Here is a 21,687-nt window from a genome sequence, read left to right on the forward strand (position 1 = left end):
TTACCTAAGCGTTATATCTGTTATTTATTTACATCTGATGAATAATCACGCACGGATTTCTTCACTAATTATCTCAGCAATGGCCTTCGCCACCCGTTCTTGCTGCCGTAGAGTCAGTTCGGGAAAACAAGGCAGAGAGAGAACCTGAGCGGCACAGGTTTCGGCATGGGGCAAATCCCCAGGCTTGTACCCCAGTTTTTGGTATACCGGTTGTCGATGTAATGGGATGGGGTAGTAAATGCGGCTGCCAATTCCCCGATCTTTCAGGTGCTGTTGTAAAGAATCCCGACGATGGGGATCCGTCGGGTCAGCCCCGGCAACCCGCACCGTATATTGATGCCAGACGGAGCTTCCTCCCGCTGCTACCCTGGGCAGGATCAAGCTAGGGATCCCTTGCAACAGGCGATGGTAAACCTCCGCGATCCCCTGTCGGCGCCAGTTCCATTCCCGCAAATGGGGCAACTTAACTGACAAAATCACCGCTTGCAGCGCATCGAGGCGGCTGTTGATGCCGATCTGATCATGTTGGTATTGACGGGCTTGGCCGTGTTCCTTAAGGATGCGTATTTGGCGCGCCAAGTCCGGACTGCGGGTGACCACTGCCCCTCCATCCCCGGCAGCCCCCAGATTTTTGGTGGGGAAAAAGCTGAAACAGCCCACATCCCCCCAAGTGCCCACAGGCTTGCCTCCCCAGCAGGCTCCAACCGCCTGGGCACAATCTTCGATCACCGCCAATCCATGTCGTCGGGCAATCGTCAGAATCTCGGTCATATTGGCCGCTTGACCAAACAGATGCACCGGGATAACCGCCTTGGTGTGGGGGGAAATTTGGGCTTCCAGGAGAGCCGGATCGAGATTAAACGTATAGGGATCCACATCCACAAAAACGGGGCGTGCCCCGACCAGATCGATGGCTTCCGCAGAGGCAAAAAAACTAAAAGCGCTGGTGATCACCTCATCCCCGGGTTGGATCCCAAGGGCTCGCAAGGCTAGCACCAAAGCATCCGTTCCCGAATTGCAGCCGATGGTCTCCAGCTCCCCGCCCCCCAAAAAGTGGGAAAACAGCTCCTCAAAGTGCCGCACAGCCGCCCCACCGATGTATTGCCCAGAGGCCAGCAGCGCTTCCACCTGGGGCTGAATCTCAACAGCTAAGAAGCGGTATTGCAGGGTTAAATCCAGCAGCGGGATGGGTTCATCCGTCATGGCTCTCCCTCTCGGGGAGGTTGCTGCCCCATACAATCAAGGATGCGATCCTGCCTATACTCTGTACCGGCACTGGCCATGCGGGGTTTGACTTCAGATTGTTCTTTCGTAGCTTATCTTCTGGGTGGATCAATTGGATCCCATCCCGATCCGAATCTGAGATAGAGTTAACGCGGTATATCCCTGGTTAGGGATCCCACCGGCTGGATGTGGCCATCTATTTAGGATGATCTATGCAGGTTGCTTCTCTACAAGTTCGCGGCAGTTTGGCACAACGGATCCTTGCCCTTGTCCCTGGAGGGATTGGCGACCAGATTCTCTTTTTCCCCACCCTAGCAAGCTTGCGGCAACGCTACCCAGAAGCCGAGATTGAGGTGATGGTGGAGCCACGGGCTGTTTCTGCCTATGAGGTGTGTCCCTCCGTGAATAAGGTGCTCACGTTCCCCTTCAAGGAACAGCTCTCCCTAGGGGATCTCAGCGATTTGCTCGGGCGAATTCGGGAACGTCAGTACGATGCGGTGCTCAGCTTGGGAAAGGGCATCGGCGCAAAACTTCTGCTCTGGTTGACCGGGATCCCCAAGCGGGTTGGCTATGCCCCTCCCGGACGGCCTTGGCTCACCGACCCGGTGCCGCTCAAACCGGCCCAGTACGCAGCGGACATGTACCACGATTTGTTGCAGGGGTTCGGCATTTTCTCCAAGGCTGGGATCCCGCAAATTCGTCTGAAAAAGACCCACTTGGAATGGGCAGAACAAGAACGGAAACGCCTCTTGGGGGATCCAGCCAAGGATTACGTGCTGCTGCACCCCGGAGCCAGCCAACTGTCCTTACAAAAAGGGATCCTGAAGGTGTACCCCCCTGCCAACTGGGTAAAGGTGATCAAGGGGTTCCGGGAAAAACGACCCGAATTGCCCTTGGTGCTGGTGTTGGGGCCGGAGGATGAAAAGCTGGCGGAGGGTTTCTTATCGCAACTGCCGGATTTGTCGGTCAGTCGACCTGCTCAATTGGGACAACTGGCGGCCTTGATCGCCGGAGCAACGTTGCTGTTGTGTACCGATAGTGCCCCGATGCACTTGGCGGTAGCGACTCAAACCCCCTTGGTGGCTTTGTTTGGCCCTACCGATCCGACGCGCCTATTGCCCTCAGAAGGGCCGTTTCGGGCAGTCACTGCCCCTGATGGGGTGATCGATTCGATCCCTGCCGAGCAGATTCTGCAGGTGATCTTCCCTGCGTAGATCTGTACATAGGGGGCGCAGAGAACGTTATTGCCAATCTCGACCCAGGCACAATCGAGAATGACACAGCCAAAATTCATGTAAAGCTCCCCTGCCAACATTTTTTCCCGTTCGCTTCTGGGATCCCCGTGTATAGGACTCTGTTCTGCTGGCTCGATAGGTTTCATTTTGGCCTCTGCTGCTCATTATCCCGGCTCTCCCTGACCTGCTGCCTGGCTCTTGAGGGTGCTTCATCTCATGGCAGAGTAGTTTTTGATAGGCTCCTGAAAGTTTCCTTTCCTCCCCTTCATGCAATATCGCTGGGATCTGCTGCCCACTCCCCCTCAGTTCAACCTGGAGTTGAGCCGCGAATATGGAAAATATGCCGCCAAGTTGCTGGCTCTGCGGGGGTTGCATACCCGAGAAGACGTTCAGGCTTTCTTATACCCTGAGCACTATACCCCCACACCGGCGGGATCCCTGCCAGATCTGGAACGGGCGGTGCAGCGGCTTTTACGGGCGCTGGAGTTGGGGGAAAAGATCTGGATTTGGGGAGATTTTGATTGTGATGGTGTAACCAGCACTACCCTTTTGCTCTCGGCCCTACAACCGCTGGGGTTTCAGGTGCAGTTCACCCTACCGCTACGCAGTGGAGAAGGCCACGGACTGAACCGGCCACGGCTGGAACAGGTCTTGGCCCAAGGCTGCCAGGTGCTGCTGACGGTGGACTGTGGGGTGGGCAATGGAGCGGAGATTGAGCTGGCCCAATCCCAGGGAGTCGATGTGATCGTGACGGATCACCATACGTTACCGGATCCCTTGCCAGCAGCCCATGCTGTGGTGAACCCGCTGCGTTTGCCTGTCGAACACCCGTTGCGCTTTTTGCCGGGGGTGGGGGTGGCCTACAAGCTGGCAGAAGCCCTCTATGGGGCGCTGGGGATCCCGGATGTGGAGCAACATCTGGACTTGGTGGCGGTGGGGATTGTGGCGGATGTGGCGGTGCTGCAGCGGGAGTGTCGCTACTTGGTGCAACGGGGGTTGCCGGTTTTGGCCAATACCCAGCGGTTGGGGTTACGGGCTTTGCTAGAGCAGGAAATGAGCCACGCTCGGCGGGATCTGTCTGCCCAGGATATTGGCTTTCGCATTGCCCCCAAACTGAATGCGATTGGGCGGTTGGAGGATGCCAGCCTGGCGGTAGAGCTGTTGACCACAGGGGATCCCGTGCGGGCTCAGGAGCTGGTTCAGCAATTTGTGGCCACCAACGAGGAGCGCAAACACCTCACTCAGCAGGTCATCCAAGCGGCCAGCCAGCAGGTGGATAGTCTGGACCTAACCCAGGAACGAGCTATCGTTCTGGCGGGATCCGGCTGGAGTCAGGGGGTCGTGGGTATTGCGGCGGGGCGGTTGGTGGAGCAGTATGGCTGCCCGACGGTGTTGATTGCCAAGGATGAAACTGTGGGGCGAGGCTATGGGTCGGGTCGTTCCATCCCAGGGGTGAGTTTGGTGGAGGCAATCGAGGCGGTGCGCCCACTGCTGTTGGGGGGAGGGGGGCACCCCATGGCAGCAGGGATCCAAGTGGAACTGTCTCGGTTACCAGCCTTGCAATGGGCGCTGCGGCAGGAGTTGGCGGCCCGGGTTAGCCCGGATCAACACACCCGTGCTCTGAACATCGAGATTGTCATCGATCTGGCCCTGCTGGAATCCCAAGGTCGGGATGCAGTGGCGGAGTTGGACGACCTATACCAGCAACTGCAACTTCTGCAACCCTTTGGGCACGGCAACCCCCTCCCGATAGTGGCGCTGATGAACTTCCGTCCCAGCCGCTCCAATCCAAAAGCCTCGAAAAATGGCCAGCACCTCAGCTTTCATCTGCAGGGGGCGCTGGGATCCCGTACCCTGTGGTTTTGGCGGGAAGGGGAACAACTGGACAGTTTGGGGCGGCTGCCCGCTCTGGATATTGCCCTACACCTGGAGGCTAGCGACTGGGGCAATCAACCTTGGCAGGGGAAAATCTTGGCGGTGCGCCCCTCCGGTGATTGGCACGTTCCGGTTTTCACCCCCAAAACCCTACAGGTGGAGGATCGGCGACAAAGCGCTTCGCTAGATCTCCTGTCGGTGAGTGCGGCCAGCCGCTACGACGGACGGATCCCGCCTCCGGCCCCAGAACTGCTGCTGGCTCGCTGGCCCTGGTTACCGGCGGACTTGGCGGCGCTGCTGCAACAGGTGCAGCCCCAGAAGCTGATTTTGGCCGCTTCCAGGCATTGCTGGGAGCAGCTCCCCACCCAACTCACCCAGCTGATACAACTGTGGCAAGCCGGACAACAGGATCCCCAGGATTTGTCTGAGGCGACGGGCTTTCCCGCCGAGTGGCTGGCAGACTTGCCCAGTGCTGAGTCAATTGCTCCCCTGCTGATGAGCCGGGTTCAAGAATCCCAAGCCTTCCATCGCTGGTTAGACGAGGCCAGCCCCCAAGACATTCGCCAACTGTGTCAGCGGCTGTTGCGACCGGATCCCCCCCTGGTAACCGTCGAACCCGAGCAGGGATCCCTCTCCCGGTCACCAAGCACAGGGTAAAACGGTCAAAAAACAGAGGAAATACCCCAGAAAACCCCGACTGATGCCTCGAAAAGGGATCCCTTTTGAGTACGCTAGACACAAGCTCCTAACAATGGATTGACTTACATCCCAGCATGGTTCCAGCATGGTTTTGGATCCCGATGGATCAAATCTATTTTTTGGACATCCTTTTTTCTCTGTTTCCGTCAAGTAACTAGAGTCCTTTAGAGTCTTCAGTGATCCCGGTTCGCCTCACCCTACAAGATTTTCTTTGCTATCCTCAAGCGGTTCTGGATTTGAGTGGGATCCACACCGCCTGTATTTGTGGCCCCAATGGCGCGGGAAAATCTGCCCTCCTCGATGCCCTCACCTGGGGCATTTGGGGGCAAAGTCGAGCCAGCAACGACAGCGATTTAATTCGCAAAGGAGCGAGCGAAACCCACGTGGAGGTGATCTACCTCTCCCGGGGACAAACCTATCGCATCTTGCGCAGCCGTCATCTTTCCGGGCAGGGATCCCTGGAGTGGCAAATTCAGACCTTTGAAGGGAACTCCAAAACCCGCTGGCGGACCCTAACCCGGCGTGGCATGCGCGCCACCCAGCAGGCAATTCAAAGTCAACTCAGCCTCGACTACGACACTTTTATCCATTCGGCCTATCTGCGCCAAGGTCAGGCGGATGCCTTTACCCTGAAGCGCCCCGGCGAGCGCAAGCAAATCTTGGCGGAAATGCTCAAGCTAGGCCAATACGACCTGCTAGCAGAGCGCTGCCGAGAACAGATGCGCGGAGCGAAACTCAAGGCCGATCTCCTGCAAGAACGCCTGTACAAACTCGACCAACAGCAGGCCCAAGCAGAGCAAATTCAAGCGGAACTAACCCAGTTGCAACACCAGCAAGCTCACCTACAACAGCTCCTCAGCCAGCAACAACAGCAACTGCAAACCCTAGAACATCGTTGCAAAAGTCGCCAAACCCTACAGGATCGCCATCAGCAACTCACCCAACACCTGCACAAGCTCAGTGCCACCCTGCAACACACCGAGCAACAATGGCGAACGCAGCGGCAACACCTGCTGGAACTTGAAAGTCTGCTGGCCCAGAGGGAGTCGATTCTAGCAGGCTACGAACGCTATCAAACCCTGATGGCGCAAGACCGACATCTCAACCACCTCTTTGAGCAACAGCGCCAACTCAGCGAAGAACGGCAGAGGTTACAGACCCAACAAGCCGAGCAACAGCAGCACCACCTACAGGCCCTCCAGCGCCTGCAACAGGAACTGGCCAACCGAAAAGCCCAAGCCCAAGCGGATGCCCAGCTGCTGGCCGAACAAGAGCGCATTGAAACCGCGCTGCACAACTACCACTCGGCTCAAGAGCGTCTACAAATTCTAAGCGCACACCAACAACAGGCCATCATCCTGCTGGAGCAACAGCGACAGGCTCAGGAGCAAATCCGCCATGAGCAGGAACGCCTACAAGCCCGTGCCCAACTGCTGAAACAACAGCTGCAAGCGCAACACACCCAAGCGCAACGGCAACAGCAGATTCAACAGGCCCTTGCCGCAGGGGAAGCCGAATTGGCACAACTGGAGCGGCGACGACTCTATCAGCAGCGGGTACTGGAAAAAGGGCAAGAACGGCGACTGTTTGTGCAGCAGTTACAAGAACGGCAACGGGCCCTGCAGCAACAGTGGCAACAGGAGGAGGAGCAATGTTTGCTGCTTCAGGGTTCACTGGCGCTAGGGCAGGATCCTGCCGCCCATATCCTGGCGGGGGTGAGTGCTGTTGCGCAAAGTGAAAGGGATCCCAAGGGTGAACCGGCTTCTGAATCCCCCCTGCCTCAAGAATCGGCCATCGTTTCTGCTGGTGGGAGGAAGTCCTCTGCCTCCATCTGCCCTCTGTGTACGCGCCCTCTTAGCCCCCGGTTGCGAGACCTGGTGCTGAAAAAACATCGAGAGCGCCAGGAGGAGATTGCTGGAGAACTGTTTGTCATCCGCGAACAACTGGCGGTAGCTGACCGAGAAATTGAACTGTTGCGGGAGGAGGCTCGCCTCCTGAACCAAGAACTGGCAACCCTAGATGAGCGTTTACAGGCCCAAGGGCGTTTGCAGCAACAATGGCAAGCCGAACAGGAGCGTCATCGGCAAATGGAGGCTTGGCAAGCAGAATTAACAGAGCTAGAACAGATCCTGGCCAACCAGTCCTACGCAGAAGCTGCCCACCAGCAGTTGCAAGCTGTTGAGCAAGCCTTGCAGCAGCTGGGCTACGACGACCGCGAATATGCCCTACAACGGGGGGAAGTGGAGCGTTGGCGCTGGGCGCTGGGTCGTTCTCAGGACTTACGCAAAGCCCAGGAGCGTTATCCCCGCCTGAGCAAGGAGATTGAAGCCCTACAGACGCAACTGAACACTTTACAACAGAGGGGATCCCCGACTTCAACGCTCACAGAACGGTTAGCTCAGATCGAGCAGGCCCTCAGCCACCTCGGCTATGACGGAGCCTTGCATCAGCGCCTCAAGGCAGAACTCACCCAAGCACAAGTGTGGCCTGCCCGCCTACAAGCCTTAGAATTGGCCCATCAGGAGTTACCAGAAGCGGAAGCCCGCAGCCAGTCCCTATCACAGCGCCTGCAGGAAAGCCGCCAACATTTTGCCCAAGCCACCCAAGAGCTGGAACAGATCCATCAACAACTGACAGAGCAGCCCAACATTTCTGAAGCTCAGCTACAAGGGATCCGCCAAGCGATTCAGGAGTACCGCCAACAACTCGACCAGGTACTTTCTCAACTGGGGGCCACCCAACAACGACTGGAACAAGTAGCCCAGCAGGAGAAGGAGCGCCTGGACATTGAGCAACAGCTGCAACAGGCCCGCCGTCAGCAACAGGTGTATCAAGAACTGGCCACTGCCTATGGGCGCAATGGCATTCCTGCTTTGATCATTGAAAATGTATTGCCGGAACTGGAAGCCCAGGCCAATCACATTCTGGCGCGCCTCACCCAGCACCGCCTGCACCTGCAGTTTGTGACCCAGCGCTCAGGGCGCCGCTCCAGCAAGCTGATCGATACCCTCGATATCCTGATTGCGGATCCCCACGGCACCCGCCCCTACGAAACTTACTCCGGCGGAGAGGCCTTCCGCATCAACTTTGCCATTCGTTTGGCCCTCTCCCGCTTGCTCACGCAACGCTCCGGATCCGATTTACAGACGCTGCTGATCGATGAGGGGTTTGGATCCCAGGATGCCACCGGTCGGGCCCAGCTTTTGGCCGCCATCAACGCCGTGGCCCCCGAGTTTGCCTGCATTTTGGTGATCACCCACATCCCCAGCCTGCAGGATGCCTTTCCCCATCGCATCGAGGTCCAGCCTTCCCCACAGGGATCCCGTCTGCAGATTCGCGGTTAAGAAACCGATCTCAAGATTCTCAAGATCTAGAATCAAGGCAGTTGCCAATCCAGAGGCTCCTGGAGGAGGCTGCTAGCCATGTTAAGACGCTTGGATCAAGCTCTAGGAGGGTTCAATAGCCATCCTTTCTGGGCAGAACTGAAGCACATGCAAACCTTGCGGCAACTCTGGCCTGAAGTGGTCGGAGAGGTAGTTGCGGCTCAAACCTACCCCTTGAGTGTGCGCCGGCAGGTACTCCAGGTGGCCACTTCAAACCCAGCCTGGGCCCAAAATCTGGCCTTTCAACGGCACCTGATCCTCAAGAAATTGAACAACCACCTGCAGACTCCCCTCAATGATATCCGCTTTAGCCCCGGCGCTTGGCACGAGGGATCCGACCCAACTTCCCATCCTCATCCCGATGCAGAACTCACCGGTAAGTTTTACGGTGTTCCCCACCTTCCCAAGCCAGAGGGACACCCCCTCACTGCGAAACCCAAGTCTTCAGAGCAACAGCCGCCACGGGATGCCAAAACCGCCTTTGAACGTTGGGTGCGAGTGGTGAAACAACAGCAAACCCAGCAAAATAGGTTTCCCTGCCCCACCTGCCGTTGCCCCACCCCTGCTGCTGAGCTGGAGCGCTGGTTTGTGTGTGGGTTTTGTCATCGGCAATCGATACGCCCGCGCAGCTAATGCTAGGGATCCCCAGATTGCTCTCAAATGACTTCTAAACCAAAATCTGCGCCGGGATTTGCTCCGCCAGTTGCGTCATTTCCCGCCGCGCCCAGGTATCGGCCTGCAAAATATCCTCCAGGCCGGGATCCGCGATCACCCGATGCCGCTCGCAAACCTGCTCCAACAGACGCGGGATATCCAAAAAGCGGATGCGCTCCTCCAGGAACAGGGCCACGACGGCTTCGTTGGCGGCATTCAACACGGCAGGTAGGGTTCCCCCGGCTCGTCCGGCGGCATAAGCCAGCTTCATGCAGGGGTATTTGCGGTGGTCGGGAGCCTTGAAGGTGAGGGATCCCAGCTTGACCAAATCGAGGGGATCCCAGGGGGTAGCCAGGCGTTCTGGCCAACTGAGACCGTAGAGGATGGGCAGGTGCATATCCGGCCAACCCAACTGGGCCAGAACCGAGGTGTCCGCCAGCTCGATCAGGGAGTGGATGATGCTTTGGGGGTGGATGAGGATGTCGATGTGGTCATAATCCAAACCAAACAGCCAATGGGCCTCGATCACCTCCAAGCCTTTGTTCATTAGGGTGGCGGAGTCGATGGTGATCTTGCGCCCCATCACCCAGTTGGGATGTTTAAGGGCATCCGCCAAGGTTACTTGATCCAATTTCTCAGCTGGCCAATCCCGAAAGGCTCCTCCCGAGGCGGTGAGTAAAATTCTCCGCAGCGCCCCTTCAGGCACCCCCTGCAAACATTGAAAAATGGCGGAATGCTCGGAATCGACGGGGATTAGCTGGACACCGTACTCCTGCACCAACGGCAACACCACCGGGCCACCAGCAACCAGGGTTTCTTTGTTGGCCAAGGCAATGTCTTTCCCGGCGCGGATGGCTGCCAAGGTCGGTAACAAACCGGCACAGCCAACAATCCCCGTCACCACCCGCTCTGCTTCTGGATAGGCCGCCACTTGACATAGCCCCTCAGATCCTGCCACCAACTCCGGCAGCGGCTGGATCCCGTCCAACAGTGACCGTAGCTCCGGGAGCAAGTCTTCCCGGCCAATACCGACGATTTGGGGCCGAAACTGCCGCACCTGCTCTGCCAACAGGGTGATGTTGTTATGGCTGGTTAAACCAACAACCCGAAACCGCTCTGGATACTGGGCGACCAAATCCAAGGTTTGGGTGCCAATGGAGCCGGTGGAGCCGAGCAAGGTGATGGCTTGCATGAGAAATCCCTTTGCGCCTAAAGAAAAGGTGAAGATGCTGCTCCCTTCACCTTACAGCTTTTTCCAGCGGTACCCGATCCAGCGCACACAGGCTAGGCTCCTGCCTGAGAGGAATCCTGGGCTGTCTCAAAACCTACAGTCGGGGAAGTCGGGGAAAAGGCTACCAAGCTATGCCAGGATCCCACCCCAATCTGATCTATGGATCATGACCCATGGATCCAACGGGATCCACAAAAGGATCCCCTAGTCCTGTTCTGATCCCTGCGGGATCTCAACTCGGCTCTGCAACCACTGCTGCACCAGGGGGAGAAGGGTTTCGCTCAGTTGGTTCCACTGGCTGGGCTTTTGTGTAGTGGTCAGCAGCTCTACTCGATCTCCGCGAATGACCAAAAAGCCGACCGGCTCAATGCGCACCCCGCCCCCCGCCCCTCCAAATAGGCTGGCCGGATCCCCCCCATTGCCCCGAAAGCCGGGAGCCGTCTTGCCAAAGTTGCCGCCACCCCCGCCCAAGCCAAAGTGCAAAGACATGTAGGGCACGATAATCGTTTCACCAATGGTGATCGGCTGGCCGAAGGTTTGCCCTGTTTCCGCCAGAACCCGTAGCTTGCTCAGTACCGCTTCCAGCACCGTTTCGACATTAAACTCGGATCCCATCTCGGCTCACTCACCCGCATGACGATCCCAGCCTACCTTGCCCAACGGCGGCCCGTTGGCAAAGCAGACCCGAGAAAACAGCTTAATCTTCGTCGGGAGAGCCGGAATAGAGGTCTTCCAAGCGATTGCGGGCCTCATCCAAATTGGCAGAGCGGATCACCAACAGGGGCTCTTCCGTGAGGTTGCCATCTTCGTCCACCAGTTCCGGGTGAGGGATCCGCTTGCGAGAACGGCGGGGAGATGCCTTGCGCTCTTCCATCCCCAGGGTAATGAGGTTGGAAACCAGGTTGCGCAGGGCCAGAAAGGCAATGGCCGCAAAAGCGACGAGATAGAGGATCTGGAGCATCAGGAGTCGGAGGAGGGATGAATCTGGCGAAATCGACGACCAAGCTCGGCACATTCCATCAGCAAGCGATGCCATTTTGCCATCAGCCCAGGGTCGATGCCAACTTCATTATCCGATAACTGATAGAGAGTTTCCGCCACCTGTAACTCTGATTGAGCAGCCAGCACTCGCTCCAAAACGGACTGCTGCTCGTCCAAGCTAAGCCATTCCAGCCGTTCTTCTTGTAGAAACCGACGTGAGCGCTCAAACCAGTAGCGGTAGTCCTCCAGCAACGGCCCCAGGATCTCTTGCAACAGCTCCGCTTTGCTCATGGCTTGGGATCCCTCAATAGCTGGTCTAGATAAGAAAATCTTAGCAGAACTTAACTTTTGTTGCCCAGGGATCCCCTTCAGCGGGATTCCAGCCAGGCTTCCGCCTCCAGCATCAGGGTTTCCAACTGTGGCAATAGATCCCTGGCCCCCTCCTGCCAATAGCCCCGTTGATGGGCCTCCAGCAGCCGCTCGCTCATATCCCGCAACGCCCAGGGGTTGTGGGCCCGTAAGAAAGCCTGCACCTGGGGATCCAAGAGGTAGGCTTGGGCTAAACCCGTGTACATAAAGTCCGGCACAGTATGGGTGGTGGCATCGTAGGCAAATAGATAGTCCAACGTGGCCGCCATTTCAAAGGCTCCCTTGTAGCCGTGGCGCATCACCCCGGCTATCCACTTGGGGTTGACCACACGGGAGCGGTAAACCCGGTCGATTTCTTCTGCTAGGGCACGAATTTTCGGGTTTTGGGGACGGGCATGATCCCCGAAATAGATCTGGGGATCCCGGCCCTGAAGGGTGCGTACCGCCGCCACCATCCCCCCCTGAAACTGATAATAATCGTCAGAATCCAGCAGGTCGTGTTCGCGGTTGTCTTGGTTGTGCAGCACAATTTGCAACTGGGCCAATTGCCGTCGTAGCGCTTCTGGAGCTGCTTGTCCCTCGGCTTCGGCTCGGTAAGCATAGCTGCTCCAGTTCAAGTAGGCCCGCGCCAGATCCGCCTCGGTTTCCCAGTTTTGCGCCTCGATCAACCCCTGCAACCCAGCCCCATAGGCCCCTGGCTTGGAGCCAAAGATCCGCAGTCGCGCCCATTCCTCAGCTTGTTGGGGTGGGATCCCTTGCTGTTGCCAGTGTTGGGTGTCAGCCTTCACTTGAGCCCGTAAAGGGTTGTCGGTTTCCGGCTCATCCAGATCGGCTACAGCTTGCACAGCCCGGTCAAACAGGGCAATCAAATTGGGAAAGGCATCCCGAAAGAAACCGGAAATGCGCAGGGTAACATCCACCCGTGGCCGCCCCAACACCGAGACCGGCAGGATCTCGAAGTTCACCACCCGCCCCCCATCCCAACAGGGTTTTACCCCGAGCAGCGCCAAGGCTTCCGCCCAATCCTCACCGCCGGTACGCAGGGTGGCTGTCCCCCACACCGAGAGGCCCAAGCTGCGGGGATAGTCCCCCTGTTCCTGCACATAGCGCTCCACCACCCGTTCTGCCGCCAGGGATCCCACTTGCCAGGCGGTGGGGGTGGGAATGGCGCGGATATCCACCGAGTAGAAGTTGCGCCCGGTAGGTAAAACCTCCATCCGACCCCGTGTGGGTGCGCCGGAGGCACCGCTGGGCACATAGCCCCCATTCAGCCCGTGCAAGAGGTTGTGCAGCTCCTGGGGGGTTTGCTGCAGACGGGGCAGTAAATCCGTTTCAATCCAGTGCAACACCTGCTGGGCCGCTGGCCCCGGTGGTGGATCATAGGGGATCCCTTGCACCCGTTGGGCAATCCACAGGCGGGCTTGCGCCTCTAGGGCAGCGACTCCATCTCCGATCCAGCGAAAGTTATCAGACATCGGCAAGACAATCGGGGAGCAGGATCCCTCATGGAACAGAAGTGACAGAACGTTGGGCAGAATCTGAAATAATAAAGAAGAATCACTCAGGGGAGAACAACTTTTCTCAGCCCAGATTCACGATAGGCCAGGCCACTAGTCTTTGACCCACAACATCCCGGCCCGCAGCGGATCAAAAGAAGCATCGAAGATTGTGGAGTGATCGAAGCTGGCCCGTGCCAACTTAGCTCCGGTAATTTTCGCCCCTGAAAAATCTGCCCCGCGCAGATTGGCTTTGCTCAGGTCAGTACCGCGTAGATCCGCTCCTCCAAATTTGGCCCCTACCAGGTTGGCCCCGATCAGGTCTGCCCCAATCAAATCTGCACCCACTAAAGTGACTCCAGCCAGATTGGCACCATTCAGCTTGCTCATGCGCAGCTTGGCCCCGCCCAACTTGGCCCCCGACAACAGCGCCTCGTTCAGCATGGCCCCACTCAGATCTGCCCCACTCAAGTCCGCATCCGTCAAATCCGCCTGTCGCAGATTGGCCCCGATCAGCGTCGCCCCGATCAGCTCCGCCCGTGTTAAATTCGCTTCGTTGAGATTGGCCCCGATCAGCTCTGCTCCCACCAGATCGGCCCGTACCCATTGGATCCCTTGCAAATTGGCTCCAATTAACTCCGCCAAGCGCAGCGTGACCCCGCTGAAGTCTCGATTGCCCTGGGCATAGGATTCGAGCAGTTCGGAAGCTGAGTGGATATAAACCATCGATGCTTACCAACGCAAAAGGTTAAATCGATACAGTGTTCGATTTGTATCCTTACTGTAATCTGACCCGCACCACTCGCAAAGAGAAGAAATGAGGTACACCCCATTTAGTCAGTCCACAAGTGGCTCAGGCCAAGGAGATGATGAGCTTCTTATAAGCTTCTTAATAATGGGATCGGAGGGACTCGAACCCTCACGTTCTTGCGAACAACGGATTTTAAGTCCGTAGCGTCTACCATTCCGCCACGATCCCCTGCTGCAGCTGCTGCTGCACAGCCGTACTACTCTATCAAACAGTTTGGCTGAGCGGGATAAAGGTGATCATTATTGATTGATCACAGACCTTTCTTCAGTCATCTCCTGGGGGGATAATGAGCCCCAGATTCCTCATCATTCAGCATCGAGTTGAGATCAGCTTTCAGGGATCCCCCAACCGGTAGCCGCGTGGAGTAACCAGCCTTTGACCATATTGAAAGGTATTGGAGTTGCCAATCAGCACCAGCGTTAACATGTCCACTTGCTCGGGATCCAACTCCGCCAGCGTGGTGAGATGAAGCGCTTGTCCGGGGCGGTAAAGGTTACGGGCCAGGGCCACTGGGGTATGAGCTGAACGGGCCTGCAAAAAAATGTCAACGGCTCTCAGCAAGGGATCCAGCCGTTGTTTGGAGCGCGGATTGTAGAGAGCAACCACAAAATCGGCGGCGGCGGCTGCCTGGAGGCGCTTTTCAATCACCGGCCAAGGGGTGAGCAAATCGGATAGGGAAATGGCGCAAAAGTCGTGCATCAAAGGGGATCCCAACTGGGCTGCCGCTGCCTGGAGGGCTGAGATGCCGGGTAATACCTCCAGGGAAGGTTGGATCCCATCCCATCCCCTTTGGGTCAAACACTGTAACACCAGGCCCGCCATACCATAAATGCCCGCATCCCCAGAAGAGATCACGGCGACCTTGAGCCCTTGCTCTGCCCAGGCGATGGCTCGTTCCGCCCGCTGAATCTCCCGGGTAATCGGGGAGGGATCCCGAATTTGGCCAGGATGCAACAGCGGCTCGATCAAGTCCAGATAGAGTTGATACCCGATCACCGCATCCGCTTGGGTGAGGGCCATACGAGCCGCAAGGGTGAGCTGGGCCAGATCACCAGGGCCAGTCCCGATCAGCCACAGGTGCCCAGAGCGTGGGGAATATTCTCGGCTAGCCTGGGCAATCGCCAGGGTACAGGCTCCCTCCGTCGGGGAAGTATAAACCCGTTTGGGGCAGATTAGGGTCGCCGCAGGATTCGCAGTGTCGTAAACCGACTGCTGGCGCAGCTTGCTTTGAGACTCTGCCACCCGTAGAGCCGCCGCTTCTGCAACAGAGGGGGTGCCCACCGCTTGACGAACGGTTTCGGAAGGATGCGGTACTGGGATCCCAGCTAGCTCTTCAGCCGAAAAGAAGCGTAGAGGCCAATCGTAAGCCTGAGCCAGTTCCAGAAGCCCTGCTTCGTCTTGCTTGAGCGTCAAGGTGGCCAAACCCGCAATCGCTTCCCAGGCCAGCCCCTGTTCCTGGAGTAGCTGCCGCAGGGATCCCTCTAGCCAAGCTCGGGTGGTGCCCCGCTCACAGCCAATCCCGACCCAAAGCACCCGCGGATGCCAGCTCACGCTGGGGATCCCTAGGGGAGGAAGAGTCCGTTCGCCAATGTGAATTTGGGCCACTGCCTCTGCCGCTGGGGTGAACAGCCGTTGATGCTCAGCCCAAGCCCGCCGCCAGAGCTCGGTGCCACAGGTTTGCTGCACCTGGACAGGTTCTCCCCGGTTCAGGGCTGCCGCCACTTCAGTCCAATTCCCGCTCCCCCGCCGCCACCCATAGGGATCCCCGAGCAAATCCAAAGGTGGGATCCCCAATCCCTCCGAACCCGAGGTCAGCACCGGTTCTACCCCCAGAGCGACCGCCACCCGCCGGGCCAAGGCATCGGCACCGCCCACATGCCCGCCACACAAGCTGATCACCCAGCGACCCGCTTCATCCACCACCACCACCGCCGGATCGGTATGTTTGTTCTGCAACAAAGGGGCAATCAATCGTACCACTGAGCCCGTAGCCAAGATAAATAGACACCCTTGCACCTGGGGCCAAGTACGGGCAACCGCTTCCGACAGGGATCCTGGCCCGGAAGGATGGGTGGGATCGGCGTAGGCTTGCCAGGGTTGGGGTAGGGGATCCCCGTTGGGATTGGCTTTGCTCCAGTAGAGGATGGAAGCTGGCAAGCTGGAATCGAACTGTCTGTCGGCAATCGGAACCGGTTGGCCAGTCAGAAGGGATCCCAGTTGAGTAGCAATCTGGCGGCCCTGCGAAGTTGGGGCAAAGAGGGCAAGCTTCATTTGGATCTTCCTTAGAGCAAGCTATCCACTCTATCGGTATCCATGGCTGAAATTGTTCTTCCTTTGTCTTGGGGCGGCAAAAACAAGAGCCGGAAGAAAAAATCGATCCCTAACTGAGGGCCGTTTGCAACCGTTCTTGAGCGACCTGCAGGGCTTCCGGTAGTTTTTCCGGTTGTTTCCCGCCTGCTTGAGCCAGGTTGGGCCGTCCACCGCCGCCCCCGCCTGTCAGCTTGGCGATCTCCCCGATAAAGGATCCAGCCTTCAGACCTTTTTTCTGCACCAACGGGCTAAAGGCTGCCACCCAGCTCACCTTGTCTGGCTCTGGCAGGGATCCCAGCACCACCGCTCCTTCCCCCAGTTTGTGGAGCAGATGCTCGGCGGCGGTTTTCAGAGCTTCGGCAGCGGTGCAGCCCAATTCGGCCACCAGGATTTTCACCCCGCCGACGGAAATCGCCTGTTCCAAGAGCCGTTCTGCTTGCAGCAAGGCTAGCTTGGCGCGGGTTTCCTCCAGTTCCTTTTGGGTGGTCTTCAGCTCCGTTTGCAAAGCCGCAATTCGTTCTGGGATCTCCTGCGGCTTGGCCTTGAATTGGGCGCTCAGTTCCCGCACCACACTGTCCCGCTCATTCAAGTATTCCAGTACTGCTGGCCCCGCCACTGCTTCAATCCGGCGGATCCCGGCGGCAATACCCGTTTCAGCGATGATCTTAAACAGGCCAATTTCGGCGGTGTTGTTGACATGGGTGCCGCCACACAGCTCCATCGATACCCCCGGAAAATCGATCACCCGCACCTGCTCGCCGTATTTTTCCCCGAACATGGCCACTGCCCCCCTGGCTTTGGCCTCCGCTAAGGGCATCACTGCCACCTGGGCAGCATGGGCTTCGGCAATCCAGGTATTGACCAGGCTCTCAATTTGCTCCAACTCAGCAGGGGTGACGGCCCGCGAGAGGGTGAAGTCAAAGCGCAGCCGGTCAAAGGCCACCAGGGATCCTGCCTGACTGACCGAGGGATCAACGATTTTTTTCAGGGCCGCCTGCAACAGATGGGTGGCGGTGTGATGGGCTTGTACCCGCCGCCGACAGGCCAGATCAATTTGCGCTTGCACGGGATCCCCGACGCGTAGGATGCCTCGTTCCACCCGACCCACATGAATAAACAGATCGGATTGCTTCTTCACATCCTCAATGCGCACCAGCAGTCCATCCCCAGACAGATAACCCCGGTCGCCAATTTGACCGCCCGACTCGGCGTAGAAGGGGGTGCGATCCAAAATAATCTGAACCGATTGCCCTGCTTCCACCTGGGGTACCGATGCTCCCTCCACCAACAGGGCTTCCACCACCCCTTTGGCCAAGGATTGGGTATACCCCAAAAACTCCGTTTGGCTGAGGAAATCCGCCAACGCATCCAGGGATCCCTGGGCAGTGAGGTCGATGGTTTGATGAGCCGCCCTAGCCCGTTGCCGTTGCTGCTCCATTTCCTGCTCAAACCCCGCCAGATCGACCGTGAACCCCTGCTCTGCTGCGATTTCCTGAGTTAGCTCTAACGGAAAACCATAGGTATCGAAGAGCTTGAACGCATCGGAGCCAGAGATTTGTTTTGGCAGGGTTGTTCGATCCTTCTTGCCGGCCTCAGCTGACTGAGTGGCTGTGGCAAACAGTTCAAACAGTAACCTTTCCCCCCGCTCCAGGGTTTTGAGAAATTGCTCCTCCTCCCGTTGCAGCTCGGTTTTGATCAGGGTTTCCCGCTCCCGCACCTGCGGATAGGCTGCTTCCGCCAACTGAATCGAGGTTTCCACCACCGCCGTTGTAAAGGGATCCGTAATCCCCAGCAGCCGCCCGTGGCGCACGATCCGCCGGATCAACCGCCGCAACACGTAGCCCCGATCCACATTGGAGGGAATCACCCCATCGGCAATCAGGTGCATCACCGCCCGCGCATGATCCCCGATCACCTTCAGGGAGGTTTGTTGCTCCGGCGTGGCCTTGAAATAGTCCAGTTGCGCAATGTCAGCAGCCGTTTGAATGATCGGGAAGATCAAATCCGTCTCGTAGTTGTTGGGCACCCCCTGCAACACCTGGGCCAGCCGTTCCAAACCCAGGCCGGTATCGATGTTTTGCTTGGCCAAGGGGGTGAGGTGGCCTTCGCTATCCCGGTTCAGCTCCATGAACACCAGGTTGTAGATTTCCAGGAAGCGGGAATCATCCTCCAGGTCAATGTGGGCATCCCCCAGTTCCGGCTTGAAGTCGTAGTAAATCTCGGAACAGGGACCACAGGGGCCGGTCGGGCCAGCAGCCCAGAAGTTATCCGCCTCCCCCATCCGTTGAATGCGGTGGGCCGGGATCCCCACTTCATCTCGCCACAGGGCAAAAGCCTCATCATCCTCCCGAAAGACGCTCACCACCAGCCGCTCCGGCGGCAGGCCGAAGACTTCCGTCACCAATTCCCACGCCCAGGCAATCGCCTCTTTTTTGAAGTAGTCCCCAAAACTAAAGTTGCCCAGCATCTCGAAGAACGTGTGGTGGCGAGCCGTCCGCCCGACATTCTCGATATCGTTGGTGCGCACACATTTCTGGGAGGTGGTGGCCCGTGCATAGTCGGGATCCCGTTGGCCCAGGAAAATCGGTTTGAAGGGCAACATCCCAGCAATCGTCAACAACACGGTGGGATCCTCCGGCACCAGCGAGGCACTGGGCAACACCTGGTGGCCCCGTTGGGCATAGAAGTCCAGAAACGCTTGGCGAATGTCTGCACCGGAGAGAGATGGGAACATGGCAGGGGCAAAGGGAGACTGTATCAATTCTAAGTTTTTTGCACTCTGAGCAACCGACTCCTTCTCGAACTGGTGCTCAGTCCATGCCAATCCCCTGCAAAACTAAGCGATTTCTCCGATTTATCCCAAGAAGGCAGACGCTAAGATCACCCTAACCGCAGCCGTTGCGCAAGATTTATTCCCTTCCGGTCTAACCTAGATGTATCTCTCGCAACTTGCTCCCTTCCTTTGCCCCTCAGCCCTGCACCGGTTGCACAGATCGCCAGCTGGTAGCCCTTGAACTGGTATGCCCAACTGCTACTGCCTCAATCCTGCCTGTTTGCAGCCGGAAAACCCACCGGAGGCTTCCACTTGTGCAGCCTGTGGCCATCCGCTTCTGATTCGCAATCGCTATCGGGCTTTCAAACGGATTGGGCAAGGGGGCTTTGGTTCCACTTTCCTGGTGCGTGACCAAGATATGCCCTCTAAGCCTTGGCGGGTGATCAAGCAGCTACGCCCCGTGGAAAATTCACCGCAAATTGCCAAGCTTTCAGAAGAACTGTTTAACCGCGAAGCCCAAGTCTTGGAGCGTCTTGGGGAACATTCGCAAATTCCCAAGCTGTTCGCCCACTTTCAAGAAGGTGGCAACTTTTATTTGGTGCAGGAGTTCGTTCAGGGCATTACCCTCTCCCAAGAAATGCACCGCAATGGGGCTTTCTCAGAAGAGCAAGCCCGACAGGTGATGCAGGAGGTGCTCCTGATCCTCAGCTACGTGCACAGCCACAACACGGTTCACCGCGATATCAAGCCCGCTAACTTGATCCGCCGCAAAGAGGATCAACGGCTGGTGCTGATCGATTTTGGGGCGGTAAAGGAGCTAGGTCCATCCCATGAACAAGCAGCGGAAGTAACAGCGATTCGTTCCCTTGGCTTTTCTCCCCCGGAGCAGGTGCAGGGGCAGGCGGTAGGCCCCTCCAGCGATCTTTACGCTTTGGCGGCCACTTGCATTAATTTGATGACTTTAGAATCGCCAGCCAAGTTTTATGACCACGACACAGGTCAGTGGGATTGGTCGGGCCGTTTGCAGCTCAGCCCGGAATTCAACGCCATTTTGACCCGGATGTTGCAACAAGCGGTGAACCAACGCTTTGCCACGGCAACGGAAGTACTGCGGGCGCTACAGGGAATGTCGCTAGAGGAGATCAGCAGCTCGGTTTCTCAGCCGATTGTCTTGCCCAATCAACCGATTGGCATCAGTCCGAGTCCGTCGATGATCTCCAGTCACTGGGCTAGACGTCGTTCTGAGGGGTTTTCCCAGCCCATACCGAGCGCGCGACCCACTGCTGGCGGGATCCCTTCTGGGGGTCTAGGAGCCAGCACCCCTGGGTTCACCCAAGGTCGGGTAAACAGCACGACAGGCTTCGGGCGAGTCAAACCGGCCACCCCGCCCCGCATTCAGTCTATGGCCGGGGCCGATCTGCGTGGGCAATCTTTTGCCAACCAAAACCTGGCTGGTCAGGACTTTCGGCGGGCGGATATTCGGGGAGCAGACTTCTCGGGGGCCAACCTGCAGCGGGCCGATCTGCGCGGGATCCTCTTCAATACCCCTCAACCCAGTTGGTTACAGGCCCTAAGCTGGCTGTTTGGGCCTGCCAAGACTGTGGGAGGGATTATGGCCGGGTTGGGGGGGCTCTTGGGCTCTGGAATCCTGGCCTTTTTAATCATCCGCCTAACCACGGGCAATTTGGTCTATGCTTTGGGAGCCGCTTTGATCGCCTTTGTGGTGGCGGGTTCGGTGCTTTGGTCCATGACAGGGCGAGTGAGCTTGGCCCAACACACTGCTGAAGAAAACAAGCGTTTCACCAATCTTCGCAAAGCTGACCTGAGAGGCGCGCAGATGGATGAGAAGTTCCGCAAGTTCGCCCGTCGACAAGGCGCCTTGCTTTAGGCCACTGAGGGGGGCGGAGGTGCAGAGCCCCGAATGGCTTGGTTGATTTGCTCCGTCAGGGGTTGGGAAGCCACGGTCTTACCCCGCTGACGATCCCCCGCTTGGTCGTAAAAAACGATCCCATCCGCACGGGAGAGGCCCAAGCCCAAAAACAACAGCTCCAGAACCCCAAAGGGAGCAGCCTCCAGATCCGGGGCTTGGCTGCTCAGTTCCGCCAGTGTAGTCTGGGCATCTTCGATGTGGCCAAAGGCTGGGATCCACAGGTGGGTCATCGGTTCGGCTCCCTCCTCCGTAGGCTTTTCCACCACCCGTACCGTCAGCCAACCGCCATCGGGGTAACGCAAGGTTGTGTACTGTAAGTGATCCAGGTGTTGGGCCACCTCCGTCAACACATCCGCCACCTGTTGCATGGCTGCGGTTGGGATCCCATTTTGTGGGGCTGTATCCACAAGTGCTGCCGCCTGGGCCGTTAAACTCACCACCATGATTGACAACTATCCTCATCGGACTGCATAATTGATATTCGCAACTACTGGGGCTGTAGTTCAATTGGTTAGAGCACCGCCCTGTCACGGCGGAAGTTGCGGGTTCGAGCCCCGTCAGCCCCGTGCTCTATCTGTACTTGATTAGGAACATAGGAACAATTTAACTCAACTCTCTTCCCGTCTTCCTGGGGTCTTCCGGGAATCGATGGGGGCTCTGGCGATGGATGGGACAACTTAACCCCACCTTAAAATGGGGCTAGTCCATGTGAGGCA

At 57.6% G+C, this 21,687-nt stretch carries 15 protein-coding genes, 2 tRNA genes and 1 pseudogene; 6 read left to right on the plus strand and 12 right to left on the minus strand.

Annotated features, from left to right (window positions below):
- Positions 1 to 45: 45 nt before the first annotated feature.
- On the minus strand, positions 46 to 1,203 hold the full coding sequence (locus JX360_RS07540; protein WP_244350043.1) for a DegT/DnrJ/EryC1/StrS family aminotransferase: 1,158 nt from the start codon (positions 1,201 to 1,203) through the stop codon (positions 46 to 48).
- A 233-nt stretch (positions 1,204 to 1,436) separates the two neighbouring features.
- Here JX360_RS07540 and JX360_RS07545 point away from each other — a divergent pair, with 233 nt between their 5' ends.
- A complete protein-coding gene (locus JX360_RS07545; RefSeq protein ID WP_244350044.1) occupies positions 1,437 to 2,438 on the plus strand; it encodes a glycosyltransferase family 9 protein in 1,002 nt (333 codons plus the stop codon).
- Here JX360_RS07545 and JX360_RS17865 read toward each other — a convergent pair.
- A pseudogene (locus JX360_RS17865) lies at positions 2,435 to 2,527 on the minus strand (sugar O-acetyltransferase); the annotation flags it as partial. The gene JX360_RS07545 and the pseudogene JX360_RS17865 sit on opposite strands and share 4 nt — an antisense overlap.
- A gap of 199 nt (positions 2,528 to 2,726) precedes the next feature.
- Here JX360_RS17865 and recJ point away from each other — a divergent pair.
- From recJ to JX360_RS07560, 3 genes are all read left to right on the plus strand, one after another.
- Positions 2,727 to 4,991, plus strand: coding sequence for a single-stranded-DNA-specific exonuclease RecJ (recJ, locus tag JX360_RS07550; RefSeq protein ID WP_244350045.1), 2,265 nt, complete (start codon positions 2,727 to 2,729; stop codon positions 4,989 to 4,991).
- A gap of 218 nt (positions 4,992 to 5,209) precedes the next feature.
- The gene (locus tag JX360_RS17720; protein ID WP_244350046.1) at positions 5,210 to 8,377 is read left to right on the plus strand and encodes an AAA family ATPase; all 3,168 of its coding nucleotides are present in this window, start codon (positions 5,210 to 5,212) and stop codon (positions 8,375 to 8,377) included.
- A gap of 78 nt (positions 8,378 to 8,455) precedes the next feature.
- The gene (locus tag JX360_RS07560; protein WP_244350047.1) at positions 8,456 to 9,049 is read left to right on the plus strand and encodes a DciA family protein; all 594 of its coding nucleotides are present in this window, start codon (positions 8,456 to 8,458) and stop codon (positions 9,047 to 9,049) included.
- A gap of 34 nt (positions 9,050 to 9,083) precedes the next feature.
- Here JX360_RS07560 and JX360_RS07565 read toward each other — a convergent pair whose 3' ends face one another.
- The 9 genes from JX360_RS07565 to alaS all read right to left on the minus strand — a co-directional run bounded on the left by JX360_RS07565 (position 9,084) and on the right by alaS (position 19,002).
- Entirely contained in the window at positions 9,084 to 10,262 is a 1,179-nt protein-coding gene (locus JX360_RS07565; protein WP_244350048.1) for a 1-deoxy-D-xylulose-5-phosphate reductoisomerase, read from the minus strand.
- A gap of 243 nt (positions 10,263 to 10,505) precedes the next feature.
- The gene (locus JX360_RS07570; RefSeq protein ID WP_244350049.1) at positions 10,506 to 10,916 is read right to left on the minus strand and encodes a GerW family sporulation protein; all 411 of its coding nucleotides are present in this window, start codon (positions 10,914 to 10,916) and stop codon (positions 10,506 to 10,508) included.
- Positions 10,917 to 10,998: 82 nt separating this feature from the next.
- Positions 10,999 to 11,262: a DUF2973 domain-containing protein gene (locus JX360_RS07575; protein ID WP_244350050.1), complete on the minus strand. Its 264-nt coding sequence runs from the start codon at positions 11,260 to 11,262 to the stop codon at positions 10,999 to 11,001.
- Positions 11,262 to 11,573 (minus strand): DUF2605 domain-containing protein, encoded by a 312-nt coding sequence (locus tag JX360_RS07580; RefSeq protein ID WP_244350051.1) that lies wholly within the window; start codon positions 11,571 to 11,573, stop codon positions 11,262 to 11,264. The genes JX360_RS07575 and JX360_RS07580 overlap by 1 nt, the downstream gene beginning before the upstream one ends.
- 77 nt (positions 11,574 to 11,650) lie before the next feature.
- Positions 11,651 to 13,126, minus strand: coding sequence for a cobaltochelatase subunit CobN (locus JX360_RS07585; protein ID WP_279611334.1), 1,476 nt, complete (start codon positions 13,124 to 13,126; stop codon positions 11,651 to 11,653).
- A 135-nt stretch (positions 13,127 to 13,261) separates the two neighbouring features.
- Complete coding sequence (locus JX360_RS07590) at positions 13,262 to 13,873, minus strand: pentapeptide repeat-containing protein (protein ID WP_244350052.1); 612 nt, start codon at positions 13,871 to 13,873, stop codon at positions 13,262 to 13,264.
- Between the two features lie 170 nt (positions 13,874 to 14,043).
- Positions 14,044 to 14,126 (minus strand) — tRNA-Leu (locus JX360_RS07595).
- A gap of 165 nt (positions 14,127 to 14,291) precedes the next feature.
- On the minus strand, positions 14,292 to 16,229 hold the full coding sequence (gene cobJ / locus JX360_RS07600; protein ID WP_244350053.1) for a precorrin-3B C(17)-methyltransferase: 1,938 nt from the start codon (positions 16,227 to 16,229) through the stop codon (positions 14,292 to 14,294).
- A 109-nt stretch (positions 16,230 to 16,338) separates the two neighbouring features.
- Positions 16,339 to 19,002 (minus strand): alanine--tRNA ligase, encoded by a 2,664-nt coding sequence (alaS, locus tag JX360_RS07605; RefSeq protein WP_244350069.1) that lies wholly within the window; start codon positions 19,000 to 19,002, stop codon positions 16,339 to 16,341.
- 286 nt (positions 19,003 to 19,288) lie between these two features.
- Here alaS and JX360_RS07610 point away from each other — a divergent pair, with 286 nt between their 5' ends.
- Positions 19,289 to 20,929, plus strand: coding sequence for a serine/threonine-protein kinase (locus tag JX360_RS07610; protein ID WP_244350054.1), 1,641 nt, complete (start codon positions 19,289 to 19,291; stop codon positions 20,927 to 20,929).
- Here the strand turns inward: JX360_RS07610 and JX360_RS07615 are convergent.
- A complete protein-coding gene (locus JX360_RS07615) occupies positions 20,926 to 21,414 on the minus strand; it encodes a hypothetical protein (protein ID WP_244350055.1) in 489 nt (162 codons plus the stop codon). The two genes, JX360_RS07610 and JX360_RS07615, sit on opposite strands and share 4 nt — an antisense overlap.
- A 49-nt stretch (positions 21,415 to 21,463) precedes the next feature.
- Between JX360_RS07615 and JX360_RS07620 the strand changes: the two genes are divergently transcribed.
- Positions 21,464 to 21,537, plus strand: a tRNA-Asp gene (locus JX360_RS07620).
- Positions 21,538 to 21,687: the final 150 nt, after the last annotated feature.

This window comes from Thermostichus vulcanus str. 'Rupite', from assembly GCF_022848905.1.
Taxonomy (GTDB): domain Bacteria; phylum Cyanobacteriota; class Cyanobacteriia; order Thermostichales; family Thermostichaceae; genus Thermostichus; species Thermostichus vulcanus_A.

Bases quoted from the DNA above. Each gene is read 5' to 3' on its own strand.
- JX360_RS07580 (WP_244350051.1), bottom strand. From the start codon at position 11,573: ATGAGCAAAGCGGAGCTGTTGCAAGAGATCCTGGGGCCGTTGCTGGAG.
- JX360_RS07545 (WP_244350044.1), top strand. From the start codon at position 1,437: ATGCAGGTTGCTTCTCTACAAGTTCGCGGCAGTTTGGCACAACGGATC.
- cobJ (WP_244350053.1), bottom strand. From the start codon at position 16,229: ATGAAGCTTGCCCTCTTTGCCCCAACTTCGCAGGGCCGCCAGATTGCT.
- JX360_RS07540 (WP_244350043.1), bottom strand. From the start codon at position 1,203: ATGACGGATGAACCCATCCCGCTGCTGGATTTAACCCTGCAATACCGC.
- JX360_RS07590 (WP_244350052.1), bottom strand. From the start codon at position 13,873: ATGGTTTATATCCACTCAGCTTCCGAACTGCTCGAATCCTATGCCCAG.
- JX360_RS07610 (WP_244350054.1), top strand. From the start codon at position 19,289: ATGCCCAACTGCTACTGCCTCAATCCTGCCTGTTTGCAGCCGGAAAAC.
- JX360_RS07565 (WP_244350048.1), bottom strand. From the start codon at position 10,262: ATGCAAGCCATCACCTTGCTCGGCTCCACCGGCTCCATTGGCACCCAA.
- JX360_RS07575 (WP_244350050.1), bottom strand. From the start codon at position 11,262: ATGCTCCAGATCCTCTATCTCGTCGCTTTTGCGGCCATTGCCTTTCTG.
- alaS (WP_244350069.1), bottom strand. From the start codon at position 19,002: ATGTTCCCATCTCTCTCCGGTGCAGACATTCGCCAAGCGTTTCTGGAC.
- recJ (WP_244350045.1), top strand. From the start codon at position 2,727: ATGCAATATCGCTGGGATCTGCTGCCCACTCCCCCTCAGTTCAACCTG.
- JX360_RS07615 (WP_244350055.1), bottom strand. From the start codon at position 21,414: ATGGTGGTGAGTTTAACGGCCCAGGCGGCAGCACTTGTGGATACAGCC.
- JX360_RS07570 (WP_244350049.1), bottom strand. From the start codon at position 10,916: ATGGGATCCGAGTTTAATGTCGAAACGGTGCTGGAAGCGGTACTGAGC.
- JX360_RS07560 (WP_244350047.1), top strand. From the start codon at position 8,456: ATGTTAAGACGCTTGGATCAAGCTCTAGGAGGGTTCAATAGCCATCCT.
- JX360_RS07585 (WP_279611334.1), bottom strand. From the start codon at position 13,126: ATGTCTGATAACTTTCGCTGGATCGGAGATGGAGTCGCTGCCCTAGAG.